The organism is Pseudomonas sp. GM21 (genome assembly GCF_000282215.1).
GTDB lineage: Bacteria > Pseudomonadota > Gammaproteobacteria > Pseudomonadales > Pseudomonadaceae > Aquipseudomonas.
Genome location: NZ_AKJS01000101.1, coordinates 1 through 24181, shown reverse-complemented (window position 1 = coordinate 24181; position 24181 = coordinate 1). Strand labels below are relative to the sequence as shown.

General features: G+C 59.2%; 26 protein-coding genes and 2 pseudogenes. 16 read left to right on the top strand and 12 right to left on the bottom strand.

The genetic code is table 11. The features are described 5' to 3' along the window. The first annotated feature begins 188 nt into the window (after window positions 1-188). From PMI22_RS12915 to PMI22_RS32280, 3 genes and pseudogenes are all read left to right on the top strand, one after another. Window positions 189-1001 (top strand): DUF2092 domain-containing protein, encoded by an 813-nt coding sequence (locus PMI22_RS12915; protein ID WP_007946359.1) that lies wholly within the window; start codon window positions 189-191, stop codon window positions 999-1001. A gap of 16 nt (window positions 1002-1017) precedes the next feature. Beyond that, the gene (locus PMI22_RS12920; protein ID WP_007946358.1) at window positions 1018-1803 is read left to right on the top strand and encodes a hypothetical protein; all 786 of its coding nucleotides are present in this window, start codon (window positions 1018-1020) and stop codon (window positions 1801-1803) included. A 372-nt stretch (window positions 1804-2175) separates the two neighbouring features. Continuing rightward, window positions 2176-2307: pseudogene (locus PMI22_RS32280) on the top strand (DUF6124 family protein); the annotation flags it as partial. Window positions 2308-2440: 133 nt separating this feature from the next. Here PMI22_RS32280 and PMI22_RS12925 read toward each other — a convergent pair. Continuing rightward, window positions 2441-2842: a hypothetical protein gene (locus PMI22_RS12925; protein ID WP_007946357.1), complete on the bottom strand. Its 402-nt coding sequence runs from the start codon at window positions 2840-2842 to the stop codon at window positions 2441-2443. A gap of 49 nt (window positions 2843-2891) precedes the next feature. Then, window positions 2892-3461, bottom strand: a complete 570-nt coding sequence (locus PMI22_RS12930) for an RrF2 family transcriptional regulator (protein ID WP_007946356.1) — start codon at window positions 3459-3461, stop codon at window positions 2892-2894. A gap of 246 nt (window positions 3462-3707) precedes the next feature. Between PMI22_RS12930 and PMI22_RS12935 the strand changes: the two genes are divergently transcribed. Further along, entirely contained in the window at window positions 3708-4910 is a 1203-nt protein-coding gene (locus PMI22_RS12935; RefSeq protein ID WP_007946355.1) for an NAD(P)/FAD-dependent oxidoreductase, read from the top strand. Window positions 4911-4983: 73 nt separating this feature from the next. On the opposite strand, the gene PMI22_RS12940 is transcribed toward PMI22_RS12935, so the two are convergent. Then, entirely contained in the window at window positions 4984-5415 is a 432-nt protein-coding gene (locus PMI22_RS12940) for a nuclear transport factor 2 family protein (protein WP_007946354.1), read from the bottom strand. A 184-nt stretch (window positions 5416-5599) separates the two neighbouring features. Here PMI22_RS12940 and PMI22_RS12945 point away from each other — a divergent pair, with 184 nt between their 5' ends. Next, on the top strand, window positions 5600-6811 hold the full coding sequence (locus PMI22_RS12945) for a hypothetical protein (RefSeq protein ID WP_007946353.1): 1212 nt from the start codon (window positions 5600-5602) through the stop codon (window positions 6809-6811). 36 nt (window positions 6812-6847) lie between these two features. Then, window positions 6848-7486 (top strand): Vgb family protein, encoded by a 639-nt coding sequence (locus PMI22_RS12950; protein ID WP_007946352.1) that lies wholly within the window; start codon window positions 6848-6850, stop codon window positions 7484-7486. On the opposite strand, the gene PMI22_RS12955 is transcribed toward PMI22_RS12950, so the two are convergent. Continuing rightward, the gene (locus PMI22_RS12955; RefSeq protein WP_007946351.1) at window positions 7483-7752 is read right to left on the bottom strand and encodes a hypothetical protein; all 270 of its coding nucleotides are present in this window, start codon (window positions 7750-7752) and stop codon (window positions 7483-7485) included. The genes PMI22_RS12950 and PMI22_RS12955 overlap by 4 nt on opposite strands. Before the next feature lie 422 nt (window positions 7753-8174). On the opposite strand from PMI22_RS12955, the gene PMI22_RS12960 reads away from it, so the two are divergent. Together PMI22_RS12960 and PMI22_RS12965 are read left to right on the top strand one after the other, a co-directional pair. Continuing rightward, window positions 8175-9263: a hypothetical protein gene (locus PMI22_RS12960; RefSeq protein WP_007946348.1), complete on the top strand. Its 1089-nt coding sequence runs from the start codon at window positions 8175-8177 to the stop codon at window positions 9261-9263. Window positions 9264-9265: 2 nt separating this feature from the next. Next, the gene (locus tag PMI22_RS12965; RefSeq protein WP_007946347.1) at window positions 9266-9619 is read left to right on the top strand and encodes a DUF1428 domain-containing protein; all 354 of its coding nucleotides are present in this window, start codon (window positions 9266-9268) and stop codon (window positions 9617-9619) included. A gap of 14 nt (window positions 9620-9633) precedes the next feature. Here PMI22_RS12965 and PMI22_RS12970 read toward each other — a convergent pair whose 3' ends face one another. Beyond that, window positions 9634-9828, bottom strand: coding sequence for a hypothetical protein (locus PMI22_RS12970; RefSeq protein ID WP_007946346.1), 195 nt, complete (start codon window positions 9826-9828; stop codon window positions 9634-9636). A gap of 60 nt (window positions 9829-9888) precedes the next feature. Between PMI22_RS12970 and thpR the strand changes: the two genes are divergently transcribed. Continuing rightward, window positions 9889-10428, top strand: coding sequence for an RNA 2',3'-cyclic phosphodiesterase (gene thpR, locus PMI22_RS12975; RefSeq protein WP_007946345.1), 540 nt, complete (start codon window positions 9889-9891; stop codon window positions 10426-10428). Window positions 10429-10660: 232 nt separating this feature from the next. Here thpR and PMI22_RS12980 read toward each other — a convergent pair whose 3' ends face one another. The 5 genes from PMI22_RS12980 to PMI22_RS13000 form a co-directional block, all read right to left on the bottom strand. Further along, entirely contained in the window at window positions 10661-11758 is a 1098-nt protein-coding gene (locus tag PMI22_RS12980; protein ID WP_007946344.1) for a polyamine ABC transporter substrate-binding protein, read from the bottom strand. A gap of 214 nt (window positions 11759-11972) precedes the next feature. Continuing rightward, on the bottom strand, window positions 11973-12857 hold the full coding sequence (locus tag PMI22_RS12985) for an ABC transporter permease subunit (RefSeq protein WP_007946343.1): 885 nt from the start codon (window positions 12855-12857) through the stop codon (window positions 11973-11975). Next, window positions 12854-13735 (bottom strand): ABC transporter permease subunit, encoded by an 882-nt coding sequence (locus PMI22_RS12990; protein WP_162131646.1) that lies wholly within the window; start codon window positions 13733-13735, stop codon window positions 12854-12856. The genes PMI22_RS12985 and PMI22_RS12990 overlap by 4 nt, the downstream gene beginning before the upstream one ends. Before the next feature lie 29 nt (window positions 13736-13764). Continuing rightward, the gene (gene potA / locus PMI22_RS12995) at window positions 13765-14907 is read right to left on the bottom strand and encodes a polyamine ABC transporter ATP-binding protein (RefSeq protein WP_007946341.1); all 1143 of its coding nucleotides are present in this window, start codon (window positions 14905-14907) and stop codon (window positions 13765-13767) included. A gap of 209 nt (window positions 14908-15116) precedes the next feature. Continuing rightward, a complete protein-coding gene (locus tag PMI22_RS13000) occupies window positions 15117-15878 on the bottom strand; it encodes a gamma-glutamyl-gamma-aminobutyrate hydrolase family protein (RefSeq protein ID WP_007946340.1) in 762 nt (253 codons plus the stop codon). 284 nt (window positions 15879-16162) lie between these two features. Here PMI22_RS13000 and PMI22_RS13005 point away from each other — a divergent pair, with 284 nt between their 5' ends. The 6 genes from PMI22_RS13005 to PMI22_RS13035 all read left to right on the top strand — a co-directional run bounded on the left by PMI22_RS13005 (window position 16163) and on the right by PMI22_RS13035 (window position 22582). Then, window positions 16163-17539 carry a glutamine synthetase family protein gene (locus PMI22_RS13005; RefSeq protein ID WP_007946339.1) on the top strand — a complete coding sequence of 459 codons (1377 nt, stop codon included), beginning with the start codon at window positions 16163-16165 and terminating at the stop codon, window positions 17537-17539. A gap of 251 nt (window positions 17540-17790) precedes the next feature. After that, window positions 17791-19281 carry an aldehyde dehydrogenase gene (locus PMI22_RS13010; protein ID WP_007946338.1) on the top strand — a complete coding sequence of 497 codons (1491 nt, stop codon included), beginning with the start codon at window positions 17791-17793 and terminating at the stop codon, window positions 19279-19281. A 71-nt stretch (window positions 19282-19352) separates the two neighbouring features. Continuing rightward, window positions 19353-20636, top strand: coding sequence for an NAD(P)/FAD-dependent oxidoreductase (locus PMI22_RS13015; protein ID WP_033049308.1), 1284 nt, complete (start codon window positions 19353-19355; stop codon window positions 20634-20636). A 419-nt stretch (window positions 20637-21055) separates the two neighbouring features. After that, window positions 21056-21604: a cupin domain-containing protein gene (locus PMI22_RS13025; RefSeq protein WP_007946335.1), complete on the top strand. Its 549-nt coding sequence runs from the start codon at window positions 21056-21058 to the stop codon at window positions 21602-21604. Between the two features lie 114 nt (window positions 21605-21718). Further along, window positions 21719-22165: an NUDIX hydrolase gene (locus tag PMI22_RS13030; protein WP_007946334.1), complete on the top strand. Its 447-nt coding sequence runs from the start codon at window positions 21719-21721 to the stop codon at window positions 22163-22165. Between the two features lie 144 nt (window positions 22166-22309). Beyond that, window positions 22310-22582: a hypothetical protein gene (locus tag PMI22_RS13035; protein WP_007946333.1), complete on the top strand. Its 273-nt coding sequence runs from the start codon at window positions 22310-22312 to the stop codon at window positions 22580-22582. A 114-nt stretch (window positions 22583-22696) separates the two neighbouring features. On the opposite strand, the gene PMI22_RS13040 is transcribed toward PMI22_RS13035, so the two are convergent. After that, window positions 22697-23209 (bottom strand): DUF6644 family protein, encoded by a 513-nt coding sequence (locus tag PMI22_RS13040; protein WP_007946332.1) that lies wholly within the window; start codon window positions 23207-23209, stop codon window positions 22697-22699. Beyond that, window positions 23209-23559 carry a DUF6152 family protein gene (locus PMI22_RS13045; protein WP_007946331.1) on the bottom strand — a complete coding sequence of 117 codons (351 nt, stop codon included), beginning with the start codon at window positions 23557-23559 and terminating at the stop codon, window positions 23209-23211. The genes PMI22_RS13040 and PMI22_RS13045 overlap by 1 nt, the downstream gene beginning before the upstream one ends. Window positions 23560-24014: 455 nt before the next feature. On the opposite strand from PMI22_RS13045, the pseudogene PMI22_RS30605 reads away from it, so the two are divergent. Further along, window positions 24015-24161: pseudogene (locus tag PMI22_RS30605) on the top strand (PAAR domain-containing protein); the annotation flags it as partial. Between the last annotated feature and the right edge of the window lie 20 nt (window positions 24162-24181).

Genomic DNA, 24181 nt, shown 5'->3' with positions numbered 1-24181 from the left:
CTCGCTTCGAGTTACAAATACCTCTGCAAGAGAGCGTAGGTAGCAATGCTGAAATATCCAGCCAAAGCGTGACGCGTTGACTTTTTTTGCCCGGATTTGAGGGGTTATTTTTTCGATTGGATGGCGAATGGCAGCAAATTGAGCTTTGCTGATAGTCCAGATGGTCCACTCACTGCGGAGAACAAAAGATGCCTACCCTCCAGCAGTATGTCCGCCTGCTCATGGTCAGCATGTTGATGGTTGTCACCCCGTTGCACGCGGCCCAGACACCTGCGGTCGCTGCGCCGGCGGCGCAATTGGAGCCCAAGGCGCTGGACATTCTGAAGGCCATGAGCGCTCGCTTGACCGGCACACAGGGTCTGAGTTTCAAAGCCGTTACCACCTACGAAAAGCCCAGCCGGCTGGGGCCGCCCCTGGCCTATAGCTCGGTGGCGCTGGTCACCGAGCAGCGCCCGAATCAGCTGCGTGTCATGACTTCAGGCGATGGTCCGGCCACCGAGTTTTATTACGACGGCAAGCAAGCCTATGCCTTCCAGCGCAAAGACAACCTGCTTGCCCAAGTCGACGGGCCTCCCACCATCGATGCGATGCTGGAGGCCGCGTACCTGCGTGCGGCCATCTATTTTCCGTTTACCGACGTTATCGTCGCTGATCCTTATAAAGATTTGTCCAGGGACATGCGTGTGGCGTTCTATATCGGCCAGTCCACAGTGGTCGGTGATACCACCACCGATGTGATTGCTTACACCAGCGACACCGTGTTCGTCCAAGCCTGGATCGGAACCGAGGACAAGCTCCCGCGCCGGTTGCGCGCAGTGTTTCTCGATGACCCGACCCGATCCCGCCATCAGATCGATTTCAGTGACTGGAAGCTCAGTTCAGCGATGCCTGCGGCGTTTTTCAAACCCGACGGGATCGAGTCGGCGCACCGGATCAAGTTTGTCCCGCCGCCCGTCCTTCGCGCCCCGCAAGGCGCTAAAGAACCGGTCACCCAACCCTGAACGAGGAGGTTGAATCATGAACAGATCCACCTTGAAGTTCGCGGGCCTGTTAATCGCCACGCTGATGTGTAACGAGGCGGCAGCCTGGTCGCACGCTGGCGGTTTTGGGCGTTCATACGGTGGTGGCGGTTCATGGAGTCGTTCCGGCGAATTCGGTTCGGCTTCGGGCGGCGATGGCAGTTGGAGTGGCGAAACCAATCGTGGCGGCTCGGCCTCCGGTGGTGACGGCAGCTGGAGCGGTTCAAGCTATCGCGGTGGTTCGGCTTCTGGTGGCGGCGGCTCCTGGCAAGGCTCGGGTGCCGAGGGCGGAACGGCGTCCGGCGAGGACGGTGCCTGGCATGCACAAGGAGAGGATGGCGCCAACGCTTATGGCTACCACGCGGACGGTTATGGCACGACAGCTTACAGGGGGCCCGCTTATGGCGGGGGCGCTTACCAGTCAGTTCCCTACGGGACCGCCTACTACCATCCCCCCGCCGCTGTGATCGCCAGCGGCGGCTGTTATTACTGTGGCGGTGTCAATCCGGTCGCTGCAGCCGCGACGGGCGTGGCGGTGGGCTCGGCTGTCGGGTCGATGGTCGACGAGAATGCCGACGCCGACGATTTCAGCGCTGGCTATAACGCCGGGATGGTTGCTTCAGGACCGCCGAGCATGCCCTTGGGCCAGACCTACGCCAGCCTGCCTCCCGGCTGTAACTTGCAGACTTTTGCCCAGAGCACGTACTACCAATGCGGCAATTCCTGGTTGCAACCTGCCTATGGCGCCAACGGGGTGTATTACACCGTGGTGACGCCGCCATGATCAGCCTCGCTCGGACATTTGATTGGCATGGACGAGGTAGCTTTGTGGTGAGGGGGCTTGCCCTAATGCCAGTCAGTTAAGCCAAACCGCACTTTGTAGCAGCTGGCGAAGCCTGCGTTCGGCTGCGCAGCAGTCGTGAAATCAGCCGATGCGGTGTTTCAGGTAGACCGCAAACTCCTGTTTCACGACTGCTGCGCAGCCGAACGCAGGCTTCGCCAGCTGCTACGCCTACCGTTACGCCAGAATCTGCCGGCTTGTGCGCCCTGGGCCTGGCCTCTATCGTTTCCCTGCCACTGCCCAGCAGTGGTCGGGTTTAGTCGCCCGGGGTTATAAGTAAGGTGCATAAGCTCCTGTCAGTCGGGCATTCCCATGCTGATGGTCCATCAGTTGGTGGATCACCTGGAGGGGGAGGCGCGCTATGCGTTGTTGGGGGGTTCAAACAGCATCATGGTGGCGGAGATCACCGCGAACCGGGTGCTGGATCAAATCGATATGCCAGCTTAATGCCTGAGTGACTGACGCAGAATTGTGCAGCGGTGCCTTTTTTGGGCCGCTGTGCAGCCCGGTTGGACGGTGCGGCGTTCCGACAATCTCCCTTGTCACAGCTCACTGCAAGACTAGTATTGCGCAGCGACTGTCAGGCATCCCGCAACAGGTCGTTGGCGTTGAGGATGTCGTAGGCGATTTCGGGGCGCTTTTCCAGACTGCGGCGAATAGCGGCGGGGATCGACTGGCGGGTTTTACGGCACAGCCCGGGCTGCTCGGCGAGGGTGATTCCGATGCCGCGCATGGTGCGCACTTCGTTGAAGCTGGGGACGATCTCGACGCGGATGCCCAATTGCTCATGCATCCGTTGTTGCAGGCGTTCGAGGTCGGCCAGGCTCTGAAGATTTTCCAGTCGGTCGAGCAGACGTTTTTCTTCCTGACGGGTCAGGAACAGGATGCGCACGTCCGCCCCCGGTGTTTCCAGCAACGGGTCACGCCCGCAGATGCAGACGCCGGGCGGGCAGGGTGAGCGGATCGGAGCGGAGGTGGTCATGGGGTTCAATCATAGAGCGCTCTAATCCGGTTTGCCCATAGATGAAACGTCAGTCCGGGATTTCCTTCGTCGGGATGATCTGCTCGTCCTCAATCGGCGCACTGCTGGGGGTTTTCTTTTCCCGCCGGTCATTCATCCAGCTGTTCAAGCGAGTACCGAATTCGGCAGGGGCTTTGCGCCCGACCCGTCTGGCCAAATCGAGAATGGTCTGCTGCGCGAGCGCATCTTCCATGCGTTTTTGCGCGGTCATCATGACGGCGTGCACCGCGCAAGGACCGTCGAGGGCCCACGCCGGTGGGGCGCCGTCGAACACTGCACAGCGCCCGCGAATTTCGCGGCAATCAAAGATCAGTTTCTGGCCATCAATGGCGTTGACGATATCCAGCACACTGATTTCGTCCGCCGGCCGCGCCAGTTTGAACCCGCCGCGCACGCCTTCGGTGGCGATCACCAGTTTTGCCTTGGCCAACCGGGTGAAAATCTTGGCCAGGTAATCCAGCGGTACACCTTGCAGCTCGGCAAGGTCGCGCACGCTCGCCTCGCGGCTATCGCCGGAATCGCCCACCAAAAAAATTAGGCAATGAATGCCGTATTCAACGCCTGCGCTGTAAAGAGACATCAGAATCTCCGACTGAATGAGTCGCCAATATTAACAGTCGATGGTTTAGGGGGCAATGATCCGCTGGCGAGGCTAGCTGCCCGGTGTTCCTTATTGAGTAAAGCTGTTGTGGGATTGTCGAGGTATCAATGTTGACGATAGTAACCATTGTTAAATGGATGTTGCACCCTGTAACTCGGATCACTATAGTCGCCGATGTCTGCTCGGCAACGAGTTCTGTCTTGGGTCATCCTCGGAGTTAAAACCATGAAACAGCACATTCTGGTCATCGGCGCAGGTTTCGGCGGCATGTGGTCGGCATTGAGTGCCACACGCCTGTTCGACCTGCATGATCACAACGGCGTAGAGGTCACGGTTATGGCGCCCCAGGCCGAGCTGCGCGTGCGTCCGCGCTTCTACGAACCGAACGCGCATCAACTGGCTGCACCGATCGGTGAGCTGTTCGATGCGGTGGGTGTGAAGTTCATCAAGGGCGCCGCAGACACCATCGACGTGGAGCTAAAACGTGTTGGCTACATCGATGCTTCGGGCGCCCGGCAGACCTGCAGCTACGACAAACTCGTTCTGGCGACCGGCAGCCGCCTGGCCCTGCCGAATACCCCGGGCGTGGCCGAACATGCCTTTGATGTGGACCAGATCGAACAAGCCGTGCGTCTGGAAAACCACCTCAAATCCCTGGCCAGCCTGCCAGGCAACAAAGCCCGCAACACCGTCGTGGTGGCGGGCGGAGGTTTCACCGGGATTGAAACGGCGACCGAAATGCCGGCGCGTCTGCGGGCTATCTTCGGTGCGGATGCCGATATTGAAGTGATCATCGTCGACCGTGGCGAAAAGGTCGGGGCTTCGATGGGCGCCGAAATCAGCCAGTCGATTGCGCAAGCGAGCACGGAACTGGGGGTGAAATGGCAATTGAAGTCATCAGTGGTAGCCGTCGACGAAAACGGCGTGACCTTGGATGATGGTCAACGCATCGACGCCAAGACCGTGGTCTGGACCACCGGTGTGCGGGCCAGTTCTCTGACTGAGCAGATCCCTGCCGAGCGTGATCGCCAGGGCCGTCTGCATGTGGACAGCCATCTGAAAGTCATCGGCCAGGACGACATCTATGCCACGGGCGATGTGGCTTACGCGGCCTGCGATGACATCGGCAACTACGCAATGATGACCTGCCAGCACGCCATCTCGCTGGGGCGTCACGCCGGTAACAACGTGGCGGCGCATATTCTGGGCGTGGCCCCGACGCCTTATAGCCAACCCAAGTACGTGACGTGCCTGGATCTGGGCGCCTGGGGCGCGGTGTACACCGAGGGGTGGGATCGTCAGGTGAAACTGGTCAAGCAGGAAGGCAAAGAGCTGAAAACCCAGATCAATACTGTCTGGATCTACCCGCCGGCAGCCGACCGTGCCAGTGCGTTGGCAGCTGCGGATCCGATGATCCCGGTGGCTTGACCGCGCTGCTTTGACACATAGAAAAATCCCGCTCAAGTGACCTTGGGCGGGATCTTTTTTTGTATATGGAAAGCTAGATGCGGAAAGCCTGACGGCCGACCAGCAGCCATTTGCCACCCTTCTTTTGCCAGATCTGGAAGTTCTCGATTTCGGTCGGAACCACTTCGGTGCCCTTGAGCGCTTGTGCCGAGAAATGATTGCGAACCAGCGCGGTGTCACCCGAGATGTTGATGGTCTGGTTCTGCATTTCCAGGGTCTTGAAGGCACTTTTGCCGGTTTCGATATCGGCGATGAAATCGGTCTTGTCCTGAACCTTGCCGCTGGAATGCCCGTAGGTCAGATTCTCGGCGGTCAGCGCTTTAAGCTCGGGAATGTTCTTGTGCAGCATGGCTTGGGTCAGATGGTCGACGGCGCTGGCGACTTCTTTCTCGCCCGGTGCCGGGGCGGCCGCGACGTAGCCACTGAAGAGGCATAGAAAACCGACCAGTAGTTTGACGTTCTTCATAGGTGTTTCCTTGTTGTTATGGGAATAGGGTGACTCGTCGGTCATCGTACAACCTAAAAGGAATTTGGAGAATACCCTGTGCGGTCCGCGCCTTGCTGGTGAGTGTCCGGGCTGTTTGAGTGGCGTGAGATAGACTAACCAGCGGACATCAAACGTTGGGAGTGACCACTGTGGCGCGACTCACATGGACTCGCTGATCACCGCCGCCGCCCGAGCATTGGCGGCGGGAGATCCGCTCGGGGCGTTGAACCGGGTTGCCTTGCGCGACGATGCGCCGGCGCTGGCACTGCGCGGCATTGCCATGGCCCAGCTCGGTGATCTGGAACGCGCGAAGGCGCTGGTCAAACGGGCAGGGCGGGCATTTGGCCCGAAAGAGCCGACGGCCCGGGCGCGCTGTGTGGTGGCCGAAGCCGAAATTGCCCTGGCGGCTCGAGATTTGAGCTGGCCGGAAAAAGCCCTCGACACGGCGCGGGCAACGCTCGAAGCCCACGGTGATTGGGTGAATGCGGCGCACGCGCGGTATCTGGAGATCCGAAGGCTGTTGCTGATCGGCCATCTCGAACAGGTCGAGGAACGGCTCGCCCGTTTGGACCCGGCGCCTTTGCCGCCAGCCCTGCGTGCCGCGCATGAGCTGGTGGTGACCGGCATCGCGATGCGCCGACTGGAGATCAAAAAGGCCCGCGCTGCACTGGAGCGGGCCGAACGCTTTGCAGACGAGGCGGGTATCCCGGCGCTGAGCGCTGAAGTCGACCATGTCGCTCAGGTCATGAACGCCCCCGCCGCCCGGCTCATCTGCCGTGGCGAGGCGCGGCCGCTGAAGCTGGATGAGGTGGAAGCACTGCTCGCCTCAACATCGCTGGTCGTCGATGCGTGTCGATACGTGGTGCGCGGCGCCGGCATGTCGGTGTCCCTGGCCAGACGCCCAGTGTTGTTCACCCTCGCGCGGGCATTGGCCGAAGCCTGGCCGGCCGATGTCCCCCGGGAAACACTCATCGCCTATGCTTTTCGCTTGAAGCTCAGTGATGAATCCCATCGTGCGCGGTTGCGCGTCGAGGTCGGACGGCTGCGGGCGGCGCTTCGACCGTTGGCCGGGATTAGCGCAACGAAGCGCGGCTTTGCCCTGGTGTCGCCGGACGTCGTGGTGCTGGCGCGACCGGTGGAGGAGCAGCACGCGGCGCTGCTGGCGTTTCTGGCGGATGGTGAGTCGTGGTCGAGTTCGGCCCTGGCAATGGCGCTGGGCACCAGTCAGCGCAGCGTGCAACGGGCACTTGATGCACTGGCGGTCGTCGGCAAAGTGCAGGCGTTTGGCCGTGGCCGCGCCCGGCGCTGGATGACACCTCCGTTGCCGGGATTCGCGACGACATTGTTACTCACGGCGTTGTTGCCGGGTGATTAGGATCCACTCCACACACCCAGTGAAGAGGATGCAACCATGAAACGTTCAACTGCTGAAATCATCCGTGAATACGGCCCGTTTCCCGGCGTCGACAGCGTGCATGGCGTCTCGTTTGACGGCCGGCGCGTCTGGTTTGCTTCCGGAGAAAAGCTCAACGCCCTCGATCCGGAAAGTGGACAACCAACGGGTTCAATCAACGTCGCCGCAGACGCGGGAACAGCCTTTGACGGCCAGCACTTGTTCCAGATCGCCGGCGAACGCATCCACAAGATCGATCCGCAAAGCGGTCGTGTTCTCGCCAGCATTCCGGCGCCCGGTGGGGGCACTGATTCGGGGCTGACCTGGGCGGAAGGCACGCTGTGGGTCGGCCAGTACCGGGCGCGCAAAATCCATCAGATCGACCCCGACACCGGGGCCATTCTGCGCACCATCGAGTCCAACCGTTTTGTCACCGGGGTGACTTGGGTGGACGGCGATCTGTGGCATGGCACGTGGGAGGAAGATCAAAGTGAATTGCGGCGAATTGACCCGATCACCGGCAACGTCCTGGAGGCCGTCGAAATGCCGCCAGGGGTAGGGGTGTCCGGCCTTGAGTCGGACGGCGGCGAGCGGTTTTTCTGTGGCGGTGGCAACAGCGGCAAGGTGCGGGCCGTCCGTCGGCCCGTGTCGTCCTAGAATGAAAACTGACGCGACGAGCGAGGTGCGCTTTGGGTCAGTTCGATCTCCAGCAGGTGTTCGACCAGCACGTCATTGAGAAAGCGGAACTGATCGTTGAGACCGACCACTTCGTTGCTGAAGTGGTTGGCCGCCGCCGGCATCAGCAATGCCTCGAAAGTTGGGTCGAACACCAGTGACAATTCTTTGCGCGAGACGAATTCCTGCGCGTAGTAGTTAGTGCCAAATACCGGGAAGCTCACGGCCAGGCTGACGGAGTGGATCATGATGGGTGCTCCTCGGTCTGGCCGATGTCCAGGATAAAACCGGAAAAAAGCGTCAGCGTCACGGCGGTCAGGGCCAGACAGGTCAGGAGATGGATCAACATGATGTGGCCCTCCGAGGCGGACGTTGCGTTGTGATGGGGGTGATCGTGCGCCTGAGGGGTTTATTGCGGAAGGCATTCGTCGCGATGGTGAATATCGATGTTAATGATGGTGTTCTTGAGGGCCTCATCGCGAGCAGGCTCGCTCCCACATTTGGATCGCGATGAGTTCAAAACTGTGGGAGCGAGACCGGCTTGCCGGCGATGAGGCCCTCAAATTCGCTATCCAACCCACGGCGAACAAACAGCGCTACCTATACTCAAACCAATAGGCCTTTGAGTTTCGGGCATTCTGCCCGAGGGCGACTGTAGGAAACCGCGATCTTGAACCTGCGTTCGCTGATCGTCGCCGTGTTGGTGGTGTTGGCGGGATGCGCCACGCCTGAGCGTGCCCCGGTGGTGGCGCAGGTTGTGGTGGTGGTCTCCGATAGCACCTGGCGACAGGTGGATCGCGAAATCGTCGCGGCATCGCAATCGGCCACCGAGCAGACGCGAATCTACTCGCGCGGGGCCATGGATTACTGGCGCACGCGGGTCTACCAACTCACCGAAGAGAATTTCATCCCCTGGTTCAGCAGTTACTGGACCCAGGAATGGCTATCGATGAAAGTCAGCTGGTACACCCTCAACGCCAAGGGCGAGCAGGATGCCTCGGCCAAGCGTCTGGCGGGCTATCTGCTTGAGCAATACCAGCAACGGGTGCTGGCGCCGGTTGCGGTCGAGATTGATCCCGACGCGATTCTCGGCCAGTCCACGGCGTTCTACGTGGACATACTTCAGGAAGAGCTGCAAAAAACGTCCAAGCGTCACGGCATACCGATGGCGCAGATCAATGGCCGCATCCAGAAAATCCCCGCCATCGCCCTTGGGCCGCCGCCCGCGCGCAATGCCTCGCTTTACCAGGTCGTGCGTACGGAGCCGCTGGCCTCACTGCCGGCTTATGCAGCGCTGATCGACAAGATCCACAAGGCGGGCGGTGACAAGGGGATTGGTTCTGAGGACACCGCCATGGCGCCTGTGGCCAAGCGCGCCAGTCAACGCATGGAAGCGGAAATGGCCCCGCGCGGGGCCGCCAGCGCCGTGGCCGCCGCCGCCGGGAAACTAGCCGGGGGCTTGATTACCGTCGGCGTGGCCGGGATCCGCGCACTCATCCAGGCTGCCGACCGACCGGACAGCGAGGCGCTGATTCGCAGCAGCCTGGGCAATACGTTCGACAAGGCCTGGCTGAAGCTGGTGCAAAATCCGACGACCGGTGTGATGGCGGGGACGCTGTACATGGCGGGGCAGATCGAAGGCAATCTGGCGGCAAGTGCCGAACCGCCGCCGGTCGATTCGGTTACCGGGTCTGTCGATTGGAGCCCGACGGAATCGACTAACCATCAGCTTGACCCTCAATCCCCCACAGGAGAATGACCATGTCTTATGTCGATGGCTGTGTGATTGCCGTACCGACCGCTAAACGTGAGCAATTCAAGAAGCACGCCGAAATCACCAGCGCGATTTTCAAGGAGAACGGCGCCTTGAGCATTGTTGAATGCTGGGGAGACGACGTGCCAGACGGCAAAGTGACCTCGTTTCCGATGGCTGTGAAACTCAAGGAAGACGAAACCGTGGTGTTTTCCTGGATCATCTGGCCAGACAAGCCGACCCGCAGTGCCGGCATGCAGAAAATGATGGCCGACCCGCGCATGCAACCGGACGTCAATTCAATGCCGTTCGATGGTCAGCGAATGATCTTCGGCGGCTTCAACATCATCTATCAGACCTGATACAAACACCCGGATCACTCCGCGCTCGGGGTGATCCGGCAACTCTTGCGATTACGGATCTCGTTGTCCGTCGGCCGCTCCCTGACGAACTCGAAACGTGGCTCACCTTCGCTATAGTGAACCAGCCAGCCCCATTCCAGCTCGGACTCATCCTGCCCCGGTTGCGGTGGCATCGCCCACCACGGTTCCTTGCTGATGATCTGCCGCATGGCCCCTCCCGTTGTTTTCGGTTGGTTCAACTATAACGTGCATGTCAGGAGGTGCCAGGCGTGAGCGACGAACCCCATGAACCCCTCAAACGGCTGTTTTTTGCCCTGAACTGCCCGCCCGAGCAACGCAAGGCGATCGCCCAATGGCGCAGCGCGCTTGAACTGCGCAGCGGGCGCCCGGTGCCGGCGGAAAACTTTCACCTGACGTTGAAGTTTTTGGGCGCGGTGGGTGTGGCGCAGATCGCCGAGATCTGCACCGCCGCCGCCAAGGTTCGCGTGCCGGGTGTGCCGTTGAAGCTGGCGCTTGATCGACTGGATGTCTGGCGCAGGGCCGGGGTGTTGGTGCTGGCACCGGAGCAGGCGCCGCCGGCGTTGTTGCGGCTGGTGTATGCGCTGGAGCAGGCGATGTTGCCGTTTGGGCTGGAGGATGCGCCGAAGGAGTTCAGGCCGCATTTGACCTTGATGCGTGACTATCGGCTGCCGGTGCCTGAGTCCGCAACGCCGCCGGAGTTTTTCCTGCGGGCTGATTGCTTTGTGTTGTTTGAATCGCACAAGGGGCGTTATCGAGCGTTGGCTGAATGGCCGCTGGTGCCGGCATAAAAAAAGGCGCCCGAGGAGGGCGCCCGAATTCACCTTAACCGAGGAGCCAGGTGAGGCCGTTCTGCTGCAGGGAGCGTGCAGCGGTGGTAAGGCGCTGCGGGAACGGAAACTGTGACACTGATCGTTCCCACGCTCTGCGTGGGAATGCCTCCACGGACGCTCCGCGTTCGGCTGTGGAAAGGGACACGGAGCGTCCCGGGCTGCATTCCCACGCGGAGCGTGGGAACGATCATTACTTGCCGAGCTTGACCCGCGTCCAGCCCCGGGTCATCACTCGCTGAACCCCGATCGGCATATCCGGAATCGCATACAACGTCGCCATCACGTCTTGCGACGGATACGACCCCGGATCATCGCGAATCGCTTCATCCACCAATGGCGTCGCCGCCGCGTTGGCGTTGCTGTAGCCGATGTTGTTGGTGATCTCGGCGATGATGTCCGGGCGCATCAGGAAGTTCATGAACAGGTAGGCGTTCTCGACGTTCGCCGCGTCCCGGGGAATGGCGACCATGTCGTAGAAACTGCCGGCGCCTTCTTTCGGGATGCTGTAGTCGATCTGCACCGAGTTGCCCGACTCCTGGGCGCGGGCCTTGGCTTGCAGCACGTCGCCGGAATAACCGACCGCCACGCAGATGTTGCCGTTGGCCAGGTCGGAGATGTACTTCGACGAATGGAAGTACGCCACGGAAGGACGAATTTTCATGAACAGCGCTTCAGCTTCGGCGATCTGGCCTTTGTCCTGCGAATTCACCGGGTAGCCCAGGTAGTGCAGGGCGGCCGGGAGCATTTCGGTGGGCGAGTCGAGGAAGCTGATGCCGCAGGCTTTGAGCTTTTCAGCGTTTTCCGGCTTGAACAGCAAGTCCCAGGAATTAGTCGGGGCGTTGGCGCCGAGCACTTCCTTGACCTTGGCCGGGTTGAAGCCGATGCCGATCGAGCCCCACATGTAGGGGAAAGCATGTGCGTTATCCGGGTCGCTGGCGGAAGCGTTTTTCAGCAGCACCGGATTGAGGTTTTTCCAGTTTGGCAGCTTCGATTTGTCCAGCGTCTGATAGACGCCAGCCTTGATCTGCTTGGCCAGAAAACTGTTGGACGGCACAACGATGTCGTAGCCGGATTTGCCTGCGAGCAGGCGTGCCTCAAGGGTTTCATTGCTGTCGAACACATCGTAGGTCACGCGAATGCCGGTCTCGTCTTCGAACTTCTTGACGGTGTCCGGGGCGATGTAATCCGACCAGTTGTAGACGCGCAGTACCTTGTCATTGGCCTGGGCGCCGGTAGCCATTGCGCCCAATAAGGACAGTGTCAGCAGAGTCCTGCCAAACATTTTCATCGGTACAACTCCATTCTTTTTTATTCAAATACGCAAAACAATTGCACTCTTGGCGCACCCCTTGTAGCAGCTGGCGAAGCCTGCGTCCGGCTGCGGAGCAGTCGTAAAACCTGCGAACTCGATCTTCCTGATAGAGCCGCAGTGCCTGGATTGACGACTGCTACGCAGCCGGACGCAGGCTTCGCCAGCTGCTACAAAGTGTGTGCAGCAGGCCTTAAGCGGTCGCTTCTACCATTTGCTTATTCGGTTGTTGCCACGATTCGCTGGCGGTCTGGTCCATCGCCTCCTGGATCGCACGCTTGCGGGTAGCTTCGGCGCGGCGGCTGAAGTACCAGACCATGAAGGTCACAATCGATACCGCCAACAGGATCAGACTGGCCACGGCGTTGATCTCGGGCTTCACGCCCAGACGCACCGCCGAGAACACTTCCATCGGCAAGGTGGTCGAACCCGGCCCGGACACGAAACTCGCCAACACCAGGTCATCCAGTGACAGGGCAAACGACATCATGCCGCCGGCCGCCAACGAGGGCGCGATCATCGGAATGGTGATCAGGAAAAACACCTTGAACGGCTTGGCCCCGAGGTCCATGGCCGCTTCTTCGATGGACAGGTCCAGCTCACGCAAGCGGGCGGATACCACGACTGCCACATACGCCGCACAGAAGGTGGTGTGGGCGATCCAGATGGTGATGATCCCGCGTTCCTGCGGCCAACCGATCAACTGCGCCATGGCCACGAACAGCAGCAGCAACGACAGACCGGTGATCACTTCCGGCATCACCAACGGTGCGGTAACGAGGCCGCCAAACAGCGTGCGACCCTTGAAGCGCGTAACGCGAGTCAGTACAAACGCCGCCAAGGTCCCCAGCGCAACCGCTGCTATTGCCGTGTAGCAGGCGATTTCCAGCGAGCGCACCACCGAGCCCATCAGTTGCGTGTTGTCGAGCAAACCGGCGTACCACTTGAACGACCAGCCGCCCCACACGGTCACCAGTTTCGAGGCGTTGAACGAGTAGATCACCAGAATCAGCATCGGCAAGTAGATGAACGACAAGCCGAAAATCAGCATGAACTTTGAAAATCCGAAGCGTTTCATCCCCGTGCCTCCATTTCTTTGGCCTGGCTGCGGTTAAACAGCAGAATCGGCACAATCAGGATCAACAGCATCACCACCGCCAGGGCAGATGCCACCGGCCAGTCACGGTTGTTGAAGAACTCTTGCCACAGCACGCGACCGATCATCAGGGTCTCCGGGCCGCCCAGCAGTTCCGGAATCACGAACTCACCGACCACCGGAATGAACACCAGCATGCAGCCTGCGATGATGCCGTTCTTGGCCAGCGGCACAGTGATTTTCCAGAAGTTGTTGAAGTTGCTCGAACCCAGATCCGAAGCCGCTTCCAGCAGGCTTTGATCGTGTTTGACCAGGTTGGCGTACAGCGGCAACACCATGAACGGCAAGTAGGCGTAAACCACGCCGATGTACACGGCGGTGTTGGTGTTGAGGATCTCGATGGGGTGGTCGGTCAGCCCGGTCCACATCAAAAACCCATTGAGCAGACCGTTGTTGCTGAGGATACCCATCCACGCATACACGCGGATCAGGATCGCGGTCCAGGTCGGCATCATGATCAACAGCATCAGGACGTTTTGCGTTTCCTTGTTGGCCTTGGTAATGGCGTAGGCCATCGGGAAACCGAGTACCAGGCACATCAGCGTGCTGAACAACGCGACCTTCAACGAGCCGAGGTAGGCCGAGATGTACAGCTCATCGTCAGTCAGCAACAGGTAGTTGCCGACGTTCAAAAACAGCTGAAACTTCTGTTCGGCGTAGGTGTAAATCTCCGAATAAGGAGGAATGGCCAGCGCCGCTTCCGAGAAGCTGATCTTCATCACCAGGAAGAACGGCAACAGGAAAAACAGGCACAGCCACAGGAAGGGAACCCCGATGACGAGCTTTCGACCACTCGGCATCAGCCGCATGAACTGCTGATTGAGTGTTTTCATGAGCGCAGTACCACGCCGCTGTCGTCTTCCCACCACACGTAGACAGTGTCGTCCCAAGTCGGGCGCGCGCCACGGCGTTCGGCGTTGGCCATGAACGACTGGACGACTTTGCCGCCAGGCAGTTGCACGTAGAACACCGAGTGACCGCCGAGGTAGGCGATGTCATGCACTTTGCCTTGTGACCAGTTGTAGCGGTTCTCGGGCTTGACCGTGCTGACCAGCATTTTTTCCGGGCGGATGGCGTAGGTGATCGACTTGTCCTGCACCGAGGTGCTGACGCCGTGACCAACGTAGATCTTCTGTTCCAGGTCCGGGCTGTGGATGATCGCGTGACCTTCAAGGTCTTCCACCACCGTGCCTTCAAAGGCGTTCACGTTGCCGATGAACTCGCAGACCATGCGGCTGACCGGTGCTTCGTAGATGTCGACCGGGCTGCCGATTTGCGCGATCCAGCCCAGGTGCATGATCGCGATGCGCTGGGCCATGGTCATGGCCTCTTCCTGGTCGTGGGTCACCATCACGCATGTCACGCCGACGCGCTCGATGATCTCGACAAGCTCAAGCTGCATCTGTGAACGCAGCTTTTTATCCAGTGCGCCCATGGGTTCGTCGAGCAGCAACAGCTTCGGACGCTTGGCCAGGGAGCGAGCCAGGGCCACACGCTGACGCTGACCGCCGGACAATTGGTGCGGCTTGCGCTTGGCGTATTGGGTCATGTGCACCAGGCGCAGCATTTCTTCAACGCGGGCGTCGATTTCGCTGGCGGGCAAACGGTCCTGCTTGAGGCCGAAGGCAATGTTCTGCGCAACCGTCATGTGCGGGAACAAGGCGTACGACTGGAACATCATGTTGATCGGCCGCTCGTACGGCGGCATGTCGGTGATGTCCACGCCGTCGAGGAAAATCCGGCCATCGGTCGGGCGCTCGAAACCTGCGAGCATGCGCAGCAGGGTCGATTTACCGGAACCGGAACCGCCGAGCAGGGCGAAGATTTCGCCTTGATGAATCTCAAGCGAGACATCGTCCACAGCGGTGGTTTCGTCGAATTTCTTGGTGACGCGGTCAACCTTCACCAACACCTTCTTCGATGTCTGGTGACCTTCAAGAGCCTTCCTGTAAATGCTGGAGGCGTTTGCCATGTGAAACTCCCAACAGGTTTCAGTCGTCGGACCAACGCGGCCTGACTTAATAGTGGATTGCTAGCCCTAACCGGGCTTATTCGGCGCCGCCGTCCTGGCTGCCTGGTGGTACTTGTTGTTATCGCAGTGTGTTGCTGTCGCGAGGGGCGGGCGCGCAAAGGCACGCCCGTCTGGCTCGCGGGGGCAGTAAAGGTTGTTTGTGTATTAAGTCAGCGGGTTTTACGCAGCGCGGCTCGTCGCCGGCATGCATCGCCGAACGCCTGGAAAATACTCAAATAAGGAGGATTCGAACGCACCTGCCATTCCGGATGCCATTGCACGCCGACGGCAAACGTTGGGCTGTGCTCCACCGAAATCGCCTCGATCAAACCGTCCGGTGCGATGGCTTCGGCACGCAGGCCGGGCGCGAGTCTGTCGATTCCCTGACTGTGAATCGAATTGACCCTGAACTCCCCCGGCAACTCCAGGGCTTCGAACACGCCCCCCGGTTGCACCGTCACCGCATGGGCCGGTGCGTATTGCACCGCCAGCTCCGGGCTGTCCGCTTCGCGGTGATCGAGCATGCCCGGCAGTTCGTGGACCTTTTGGTGAAGGCTGCCACCAAACGCCACGTTCATTTCCTGAAAGCCCCGGCAGATGCCGAGCACCGGCACGCCGGCTGCAATGGCCGCACGTAATAAAGGAAGGGTCGTGGCGTCCCGCGCCGGATCATGATCCGTGCCGGGAGCGCTGGCCGGGCCTTGATAGTGGAAAGGTTCCACATTCGAGGGGGAGCCGGTCAGCAGCAGACCGTCGAGATGCGCGAGCACATCCTCGATTTCAGTCAGTTCGCCCTGGGAAGGGATGACCACAGGCAGCCCCAGAGCCGCGACGCTGACAGCACGCAAGTACTTGTCGCCGCTGACGTGGTAGGGGTGCAGGCCAATCTGTTTGACGCATGCAGTAACGCCGATCAATGGCTTGAATGCCATTTTTATCACCTCGAAGTTTCACACTTGAACGAGCTTTTCCGGAGCTTAGCCTTGTTGATTTTAATTAACAACTCTCATGTAAAAAATTCTAAACGCTGAACGTCCGGTCTCCAGTGTTTACGTGGTGCTCAAGACTGAATTGGCACTCTCGCCCCCCTGAAAGGCCCAAAAATAAAGGTTGAAGGCTCATGTGTTCGCTATTGACTTCACTTTGCCGTTCGGGTTGACTGGGTCCGCAACAAGGTAGTGAACATAATAATTAACAGCTAAAAAATAGGTGCATCATGTCGGTCCCTCTGCGTGCCGTTCAACTCAACGAAGCAAACGCATTCCTTAAGAAATATCCTGAGGTTTTGTACGTCGACCTTCTGATTGCGGATATGAACGGCGTGGTGCGCGGCAAGCGCATCGAGCGCACCAGTCTTCATAAGGTCTACGAAAAAGGCATTAACCTGCCGGCGTCTCTGTTTGCTCTGGACATCAACGGTTCCACGGTGGAAAGCACCGGCCTGGGTCTGGACATCGGCGACTCTGACCGGATCTGCTTTCCGATCCCTAATACGCTCAGCATCGAGCCATGGCAGAAGCGCCCGACCGCGCAACTGTTAATGACCATGCACGAACTCGAAGGCCAGCCGTTCTTCGCTGACCCTCGGGAAGTGCTGCGTCAGGTGGTGAGCAAGTTCGATGACATGGGCTTGACCATCTGCGCCGCGTTCGAACTCGAGTTCTACCTGATCGACCAGGACAACGTGAACGGTCGTCCGCAATCGCCACGTTCGCCGGTTTCGGGCAAGCGTCCGATGTCGACCCAGGTGTACCTGATCGACGACCTCGACGAATACGTCGATTGCCTGCAAGACATCCTCGAAGGCGCGAAAGAGCAGGGCATTCCTGCCGACGCCATCGTCAAGGAAAGTGCCCCGGCGCAGTTCGAAGTCAACCTGCATCACGTCAATGACCCGATCAAGGCCTGCGACTACGCGGTGTTGCTCAAGCGTTTGGTGAAGAACATCGCCTACGACCACGAGATGGACACCACGTTTATGGCCAAGCCATATCCGGGCCAGGCGGGCAATGGTTTGCACGTGCACATTTCGATTCTCGACAAAGAAGGCAACAACATCTTTGCCAGCGAGGATCCCGAGCAGAACGCCGCGCTGCGACACGCGATCGGCGGTGTGCTCGAGACCCTGCCGGCGCAGATGGCGTTCCTGTGCCCGAACGTCAACTCCTACCGTCGTTTCGGCGCGCAGTTCTATGTACCGAACTCGCCAAGCTGGGGCATCGACAACCGTACCGTGGCTGTCCGTGTGCCGACCGGTTCGCCGGACGCGGTGCGCATCGAGCATCGTGTCGCTGGTGCCGACGCCAACCCGTATTTGCTGATGGCGTCGGTGCTGGCCGGTATTCACCATGGCCTGACCAACCAGATCGAGCCGGGCGCACCGGTGGAAGGCAACAGCTACGAGCAAAACGAGCAGAGCCTGCCGAACAACCTGCGCGACGCCTTGCGCGAGCTGGACGACAGCGAAGTCATGGCCCGCTACATCGACCCGCTGTACATCGACGTGTTCGTGGCGTGCAAGGAAAGCGAGCTGGCCGAGTTCGAGAACTCCATCTCCGACCTTGAGTACAACTGGTATCTGCACACCGTCTGATGGCCTGATACCAGTCAGTTAGACGGCAACGAAACCTGTAGCAGCTGGCGAAGCCTGCGTTCGGCTGCGAAGCAGTCGTAAAACCTGAGCGCTGGGCCTTCCTGAAGCACCACATCGCCTGATTTCACGACTTCTTCGCAGCCGAACGCAGGCTACGCCAGCTGCTACAAAAGAACGCGCTACGGCTGAGACTTCTTCACTGACTGGCTTTAATCCAACGACTACTTATTCCTCTGCGTCGAGTCACAACCATGACAAACACTCGCAGCGACTGGGAACAACGCTTCCAGTCCCTAACCATCGAAGCCCGTGCCTTCATCGACGGCCACTACTGCCCGGCACTCAGCGGTGACACCTTTGAATGCATGAGCCCGGTCGACGGCCGTTTCCTGGCCAACGTCGCCAGCACCGACGAGGCCGACGCCAATGCGGCTGTCGCAGTCGCGCGCCGCACGTTCGAATCCGGGATCTGGGCCAACCTCGCTCCGGCCCAGCGCAAGCGCATCCTGATTCGCTTCGCCGACCTGATCCTGGCCAACCAGGAAGAACTGGCCCTGCTCGAAACCCTCGACATGGGCAAGCCGATCAACGACTCGATGAACATCGACATTCCTGCGACCGCCAACGCGATCCGCTGGAGCGCCGAAGCCATCGACAAGATCTACGACGAAGTCGCCGCCACGCCGCACGACCAACTTGGCCTCATCACCCGCGAACCTGCGGGCGTGGTTGCCGCCATCGTGCCGTGGAACTTCCCGTTGATCATGGCCAGCTGGAAGTTCGCTCCGGCCCTGGCAGCCGGCAACTCGTTCATCCTCAAGCCTTCGGAAAAATCGCCGCTGACCGCGATCCGCATCGCCCAGTTGGCGCTGGACGCCGGCATCCCCAAAGGCGTGTTCAACGTCCTGCCGGGCTACGGCCACACCGTCGGCAAGGCGCTGGCCTTGCACATGGATGTCGACGTGCTGGCCTTCACCGGCTCGACCGCGATAGCCAAGCAACTGATGATCTACGCCGGGCAAAGCAACATGAAACGCGTCTGGCTCGAAGCCGGGGGCAAGAGCCCGAACGTGGTGTTCGCCGACGCGCCGGATTTGCACGCGGCTGCACAGGCGGCGGCCGGTGCGATTGCCTTCAACCAGGGAGAAGTCTGCACCGCCGGCTCTCGGTTGTTGGTGGAACGTTCGATTCGCGAGCAGTTCATCCCGCTGCTGGTGGAAGCACTGCAAGCGTGGAAACCGGGACACGCACTGGACCCGGAAACCACTGTCGGTGCGGTCGTCGACCAGCGTCAACTGGACAACGTGTTGCGCTACATCCAGGTCGGTAAAGACCAGGGCGCGCAACTGATCGCTGGCGGCAGCCGCACCCTCGAAAGCACCGGTGGCCTGTACGTGGAGCCGGCGATATTCGACGGCGTGACCAACGCCATGACCATCGCCCGCGAAGAAATCTTCGGCCCGGTACTGTCGCTGATCACCTTCGACACCGCTGAAGAAGCCCTGGCCATTGCCAACGACAGCATCTTCGGCCTGGCCGCCGGTGTCTGGACCAGCAACCTGAGCAAGGCCCACACCTTCGCTCGCGGTTTGCGCGCCGGCAGCGTCTGGGTCAACCAGTACGACGGCGGCGACATGACCGCGCCGTTCGGCGGGTACAAGCAGTCGGGTAACGGTCGGGACAAATCGCTGCACGCGTTCGACAAATACACCGAACTCAAAGCGACCTGGATCAAGCTCTAATACCTATAAAAAAGCGACGGTCGCAGGCTAGCTGCCGGTGGCCATCGGAGAAAGCTATGAAACAAGATTCTGTGAAACAAACCCACGTAAACAGCTACTACGCCGCCACCCGCAATTTCACTGGCGACTTCCCGGTGCTCGAACAAGCGGTGGACTGCGACGTCTGCATCATCGGCGCCGGCTATACCGGTTTGTCCTCGGCCCTGTTCCTCGCGGAAGCGGGCTACAGCGTGACCGTACTTGAAGCCGCCAAAGTCGGATTCGGCGCCAGCGGTCGCAACGGCGGTCAACTGGTCAACTCCTACAGTCGCGACGTCGATGTCATCGAAGAACGCTACGGCGACAAAACCGCCGAAGTCCTCGGCAGCATGATTTTCGAAGGCGCCGACATCATTCGTCAGCGCATACAACACTACGACATCCAGTGCGATTACCGTTCGGGCGGCATCTTCGCCGCGATGAACAAGAAGCAACTCAAAGGCCTGGCCGAGCAGAAGAAGAGCTGGGAGCGCTACGGTAACAAGAACCTGAAAATGCTCGACGCGGCTGACATCAAGCGCGAAGTCGGTTCCGACGCTTACGTCGGCGGCCTGCTGGACATGCAGGGCGGGCACATCCATCCGTTGAACCTGGCCCTCGGCGAAGCCTCGGCCATCATCGGCCTGGGCGGCAAAATCTACGAACAATCGGCGGCGGTGGAAATCACTTACGGCGAACCGATTACCGTGCGCACAGCCAAAGGCGTGGTCCGCGCCAAGTACCTGCTGATCGCCGGTAACGCCTACCTGCCGCAGGGCCTCGACAATCGTGTGACCAGCAAGAGCATGCCGTGCGGCTCGCAAATCGTCGTCACCGAACCGTTGTCGGAAAAGGTTGCGCGCAGCCTGATCAAAAACAACTACTGCGTCGAAGACTGCAACTACCTGCTGGACTACTACCGCCTCACCGCCGACAACCGACTGCTGTACGGCGGCGGCGTGGTCTACGGCGCGCGGGAACCGGACGACATTGAACAGCTGATCAAGCCGAAAATCCTCAAGACCTTCCCGCAACTCAAGGACGTGAAGATCGACTACCGCTGGACCGGCAACTTCCTGCTGACCATGTCCCGCATGCCGCAATTCGGCCGCATCGAGAAAAACGCCTACTACATGCAAGGCTACAGCGGTCACGGCGTCACCTGCTCGCACCTGGCCGGTAAACTGATCTCGGAAATGATCCGCGGTGACGCCGAACGCTTCGATGCGTTCGCGTCCTTACCGCACATGCCCATGATCGGCGGCCGCACCTTCCAGGCCCCGCTCACCGCCATGGGCGCCGCATACTACGCGCTGCGCGATCGGTTCGGGATCTGATAAACGCTGCAAAACCTGTGGGAGCGGGCTTGCCCGCGATGAGGTCGTATCAGCCACCATTGATGTCGCCTGACACACCGCCATCGCGGGCAAGCCCGGCTCCCACAGGAGATCTATGGCGAACACAAAATGTGTACACGCCCAGGCCCAAACTGTGGGAGCGAGCCTGCTCGCGATGACGCCATATCAGCCGCCCTCAATATCACCTGACACCCCCAATACTCACATCGCTAAAAGGTCTGCCATGAGCACCTTCAGCTTTTTCACTAACCAGTTATCGAACCTGCTGAGCAACACCCCCAAACGTGATTTAATACCCGCCTTTCAAATTTCCGGGACAGGGAAGCGGTATTTTCGCGGCCAAAAGTCGCCCGCCATCCACCCCCATAACCCTTAAGTATTTCTCGCATAAGGCTGTCATGGACACGGGCTCACGACTCAAATTAGTACGCGAAAGCTACAAACTGTCCCAGCGCGAGCTGGCCCGGCGTAGCGGCGTCACCAATGCCACCATCTCCCTGATCGAACAGAATCGCGTCAGTCCCTCCGTCAGCTCCCTGAAAAAACTGCTCGAAGGCATTCCCATGTCTCTGGCAGACTTCTTTACCTTCGACCAGCCACCGCGTGAGCATCAATACGTGTTCCGCGCCAATGAACAACCGGATCTGGGCCGTCATGGGCTGCGGTTGTTGCTGATTGGCGCTTCTGTACCGAGCCGGCAGATGCGCTTGTTGCGCGAGCAGTACGCGCCTGGGGCGAGCTCGGGGGAAGAGCCGATTGTGCACTCGGAAGGGGAGGAGTGTGGGCTCGTGACCCGTGGCACCGTTGAGCTCACGGTGGATGGACAGATCAGTGTGCTGAATGCTGGCGACGGCTATTACTTCCCGACAACCCTGCCGCACAAGTTTCGCAATATTGGGCAGGACGAAGCGGAAATCATCAGTGCCAACACTCCAGCAAACTTCTAACCCAAAAACGGACGCACCCCTGTAGCAGCTGCCGAAGGCTGCGTCCGCATCCAACACCAATGTTAAATGGAAGCAGCTGATTCAGCGTTTTTCAAAGAAAATGGACTTCACCTAATGACCACACATCGCATCCGCCCCCTCGCACTCTGCATCTTCCATCATGATGGCAAGATACTGCTCAGCGAAGCCCACGACCCCATCAAAAACCGCCCATTCTTCCGCCCGATCGGCGGCGGCATCGAGTTTGGCGAAACCAGTGCCGAAGCCATTGAACGTGAAGTTCAGGAAGAACTTGGATTGGCCATCACCGATGTCCGCTTGCTCGGTACGCTTGAAAACATCTTTACGTACGCTGGCAGGCCAGGACACGAAATTGTGCAGGTTTACGATGCGAAGTTTGTGGATGCCAGCGTCTATGAGTTGCCGCACTTGGACGGCCAAGAAACCGATGGCGCAACCTTCGCTGCGAAGTGGCTTACGTGGGAAGGCTTTACTGATGAAGCGCCGTTGGTTCCTGATGGGCTGTATGAATTGCTGAAAAAAACAGTCGCGATTGCCTGAAACTCTGCATCAAAAAGGTGGCAGATCTATTTAGTTGCACACAGGTGAAAAGCGGCCAGACACCACCGCTCGTCCGCCTCTTAGCACGATTTCATCCGTCATTCTTCCAATGTTGTGTTATCCCAACACACAGGAAGAATCAAAATGATGAATCCAAAAATTGTGGTCCTGACGCTCGCAGCGTTTCTGTCGGGCAGTTCGCTGTACGCTGTCGCAGCGGACACAACACCGGCAGGCACCTCTACCGATGGCAAGACCGAGACTCGCGATCCCGCACCTAAACCCACCAATGCTGATCCTGATGCCGCTACGCTTCCCAAAGGCGCGGATGGCGGGACAACCGATAACGGCCCGGCAGCGGCTGGCACCAAGGCGAGTGGGCCGCAAGGTAGCAGCAGTAGCAGTGGCGGAAGTTAGTTTTTTGGTTGAGCCAGTACGGCTATTGGTTGGTCGGATGAAGAAAATGCCTGTGTCGTGAGATATGGGCATTTTTTCTTCCATCCCTGTTGCCGCATCGTGAGGGCAGCTACGTCAGGTGTAGGCCAGCAGTCGGCCGCAGAGCACCACGCTGATCCATAACATAATCGAAAGGATCGCCTGGATTTTTGCTATTCCAGGCGCCGCGGTGTCCGTATTCCACCGGTCTACTGAGCGCAAGACACCAACGTGAAAAACAGCCGCATTGAGGCCCGCAATACCGATCAGGCAAAGCTTCAGAATAAACACGTCGTTGGATGCGAAGTCATGCGGATGTGCTGAAAACATCATCAGCCCAGCCGGGACAATCAATAGCAGGGCCGCGACTCCCCACCTCAGGAGGTGGCGAGCCAGTGCCGTCACCGGAAGATCTCTCGAGCACCCGAGAACCCGCAGATCGAACAGCACGACAGAGCCGACAAGCACCACGAAACCAATGATGTGAAGCACTTCGACTATCGGGTACATCCATAACTCGCTTCGCATGGCCGACCCGAGTTGCGAGTCGCCCACATAGTCCAGCCAGCCCTCAAGACCCGATCCGTCGCGGGTGCCAGTTGTCTGCATCAGCGTAACTCAATGGTTTTGTTGTCGACGGTGATGCGTTCTGCGCGCAGTTCATCGGGTTTGTTGCGATTCTGATAGCCCACCACCAGCGCCCGATTGCCGACACTCAGCATTTCCCTGGAAAGACCACGGTTCTCCATGCGCGAGGGTGGCGCCAGTACTACGTTCCAAGTCTTGTCGTCGGTTTTCAGGCGAACGAACCCATGCGGGTGGGAGTAACCGGATTCCTCGATCGTTCCGTCCAGCTGCAACGTTTTGCTCGAGTCGTACTCACTCCAGCCGTGATGAGCGAACACCGCCGATGCCACTAGTAACAATGAAAATCCAAGGGACCCAAGCAAGCGCTTCATGATGCGATCTCCTGTTACGGATCATTGATGACCGTCAGCCCGTTCTGATCAGGAAAAGGTCAATCCAGAGCATCTATAAAAATAGACGAAAACGGTGACAACGAAAAAGGTGACAGGTTTATTTAGTAAATAGCTGTGTCACCTTTTGCTGGGCACCTGGTACGAGTGTGTCGTTGTCGATGATTAGGGAAGTCAGTGGGAATTTTGAGCGTGAGGGCAAGGGGCAGGTCGTCCATCGTCGTGGTTTTTCTGATACGAAACCCTCATTAGGCGAACTGCCACTATTCAAAACCTCAATCCAGACCGGTTACCCTCGGGCCCCAGCAATGACATGGAGTCGGAAATCGGAGCGTGACTTTTGGGAGATGTCCTAAAGTCAGCCATCGGATTCCGGAGTAACGTCATTCTGCCCGCGCCTCAGCGCGGGTTTTTCCAAGGACGATTAAGGATGCTGCATGATTTCTTCTGCACGGTTGGGCGACAAGCATGTCTGTCCAATGCCAGGTCACGGTACAACCCCTATTGCTTCAGCTAGCGCCGACACAAATATCAACTTCATGGGTGCAGCTCGTGTGGGTGATACCTGTGGCTGTGGTGCTGTTCGGCGTTTTTCAAGGTAGTT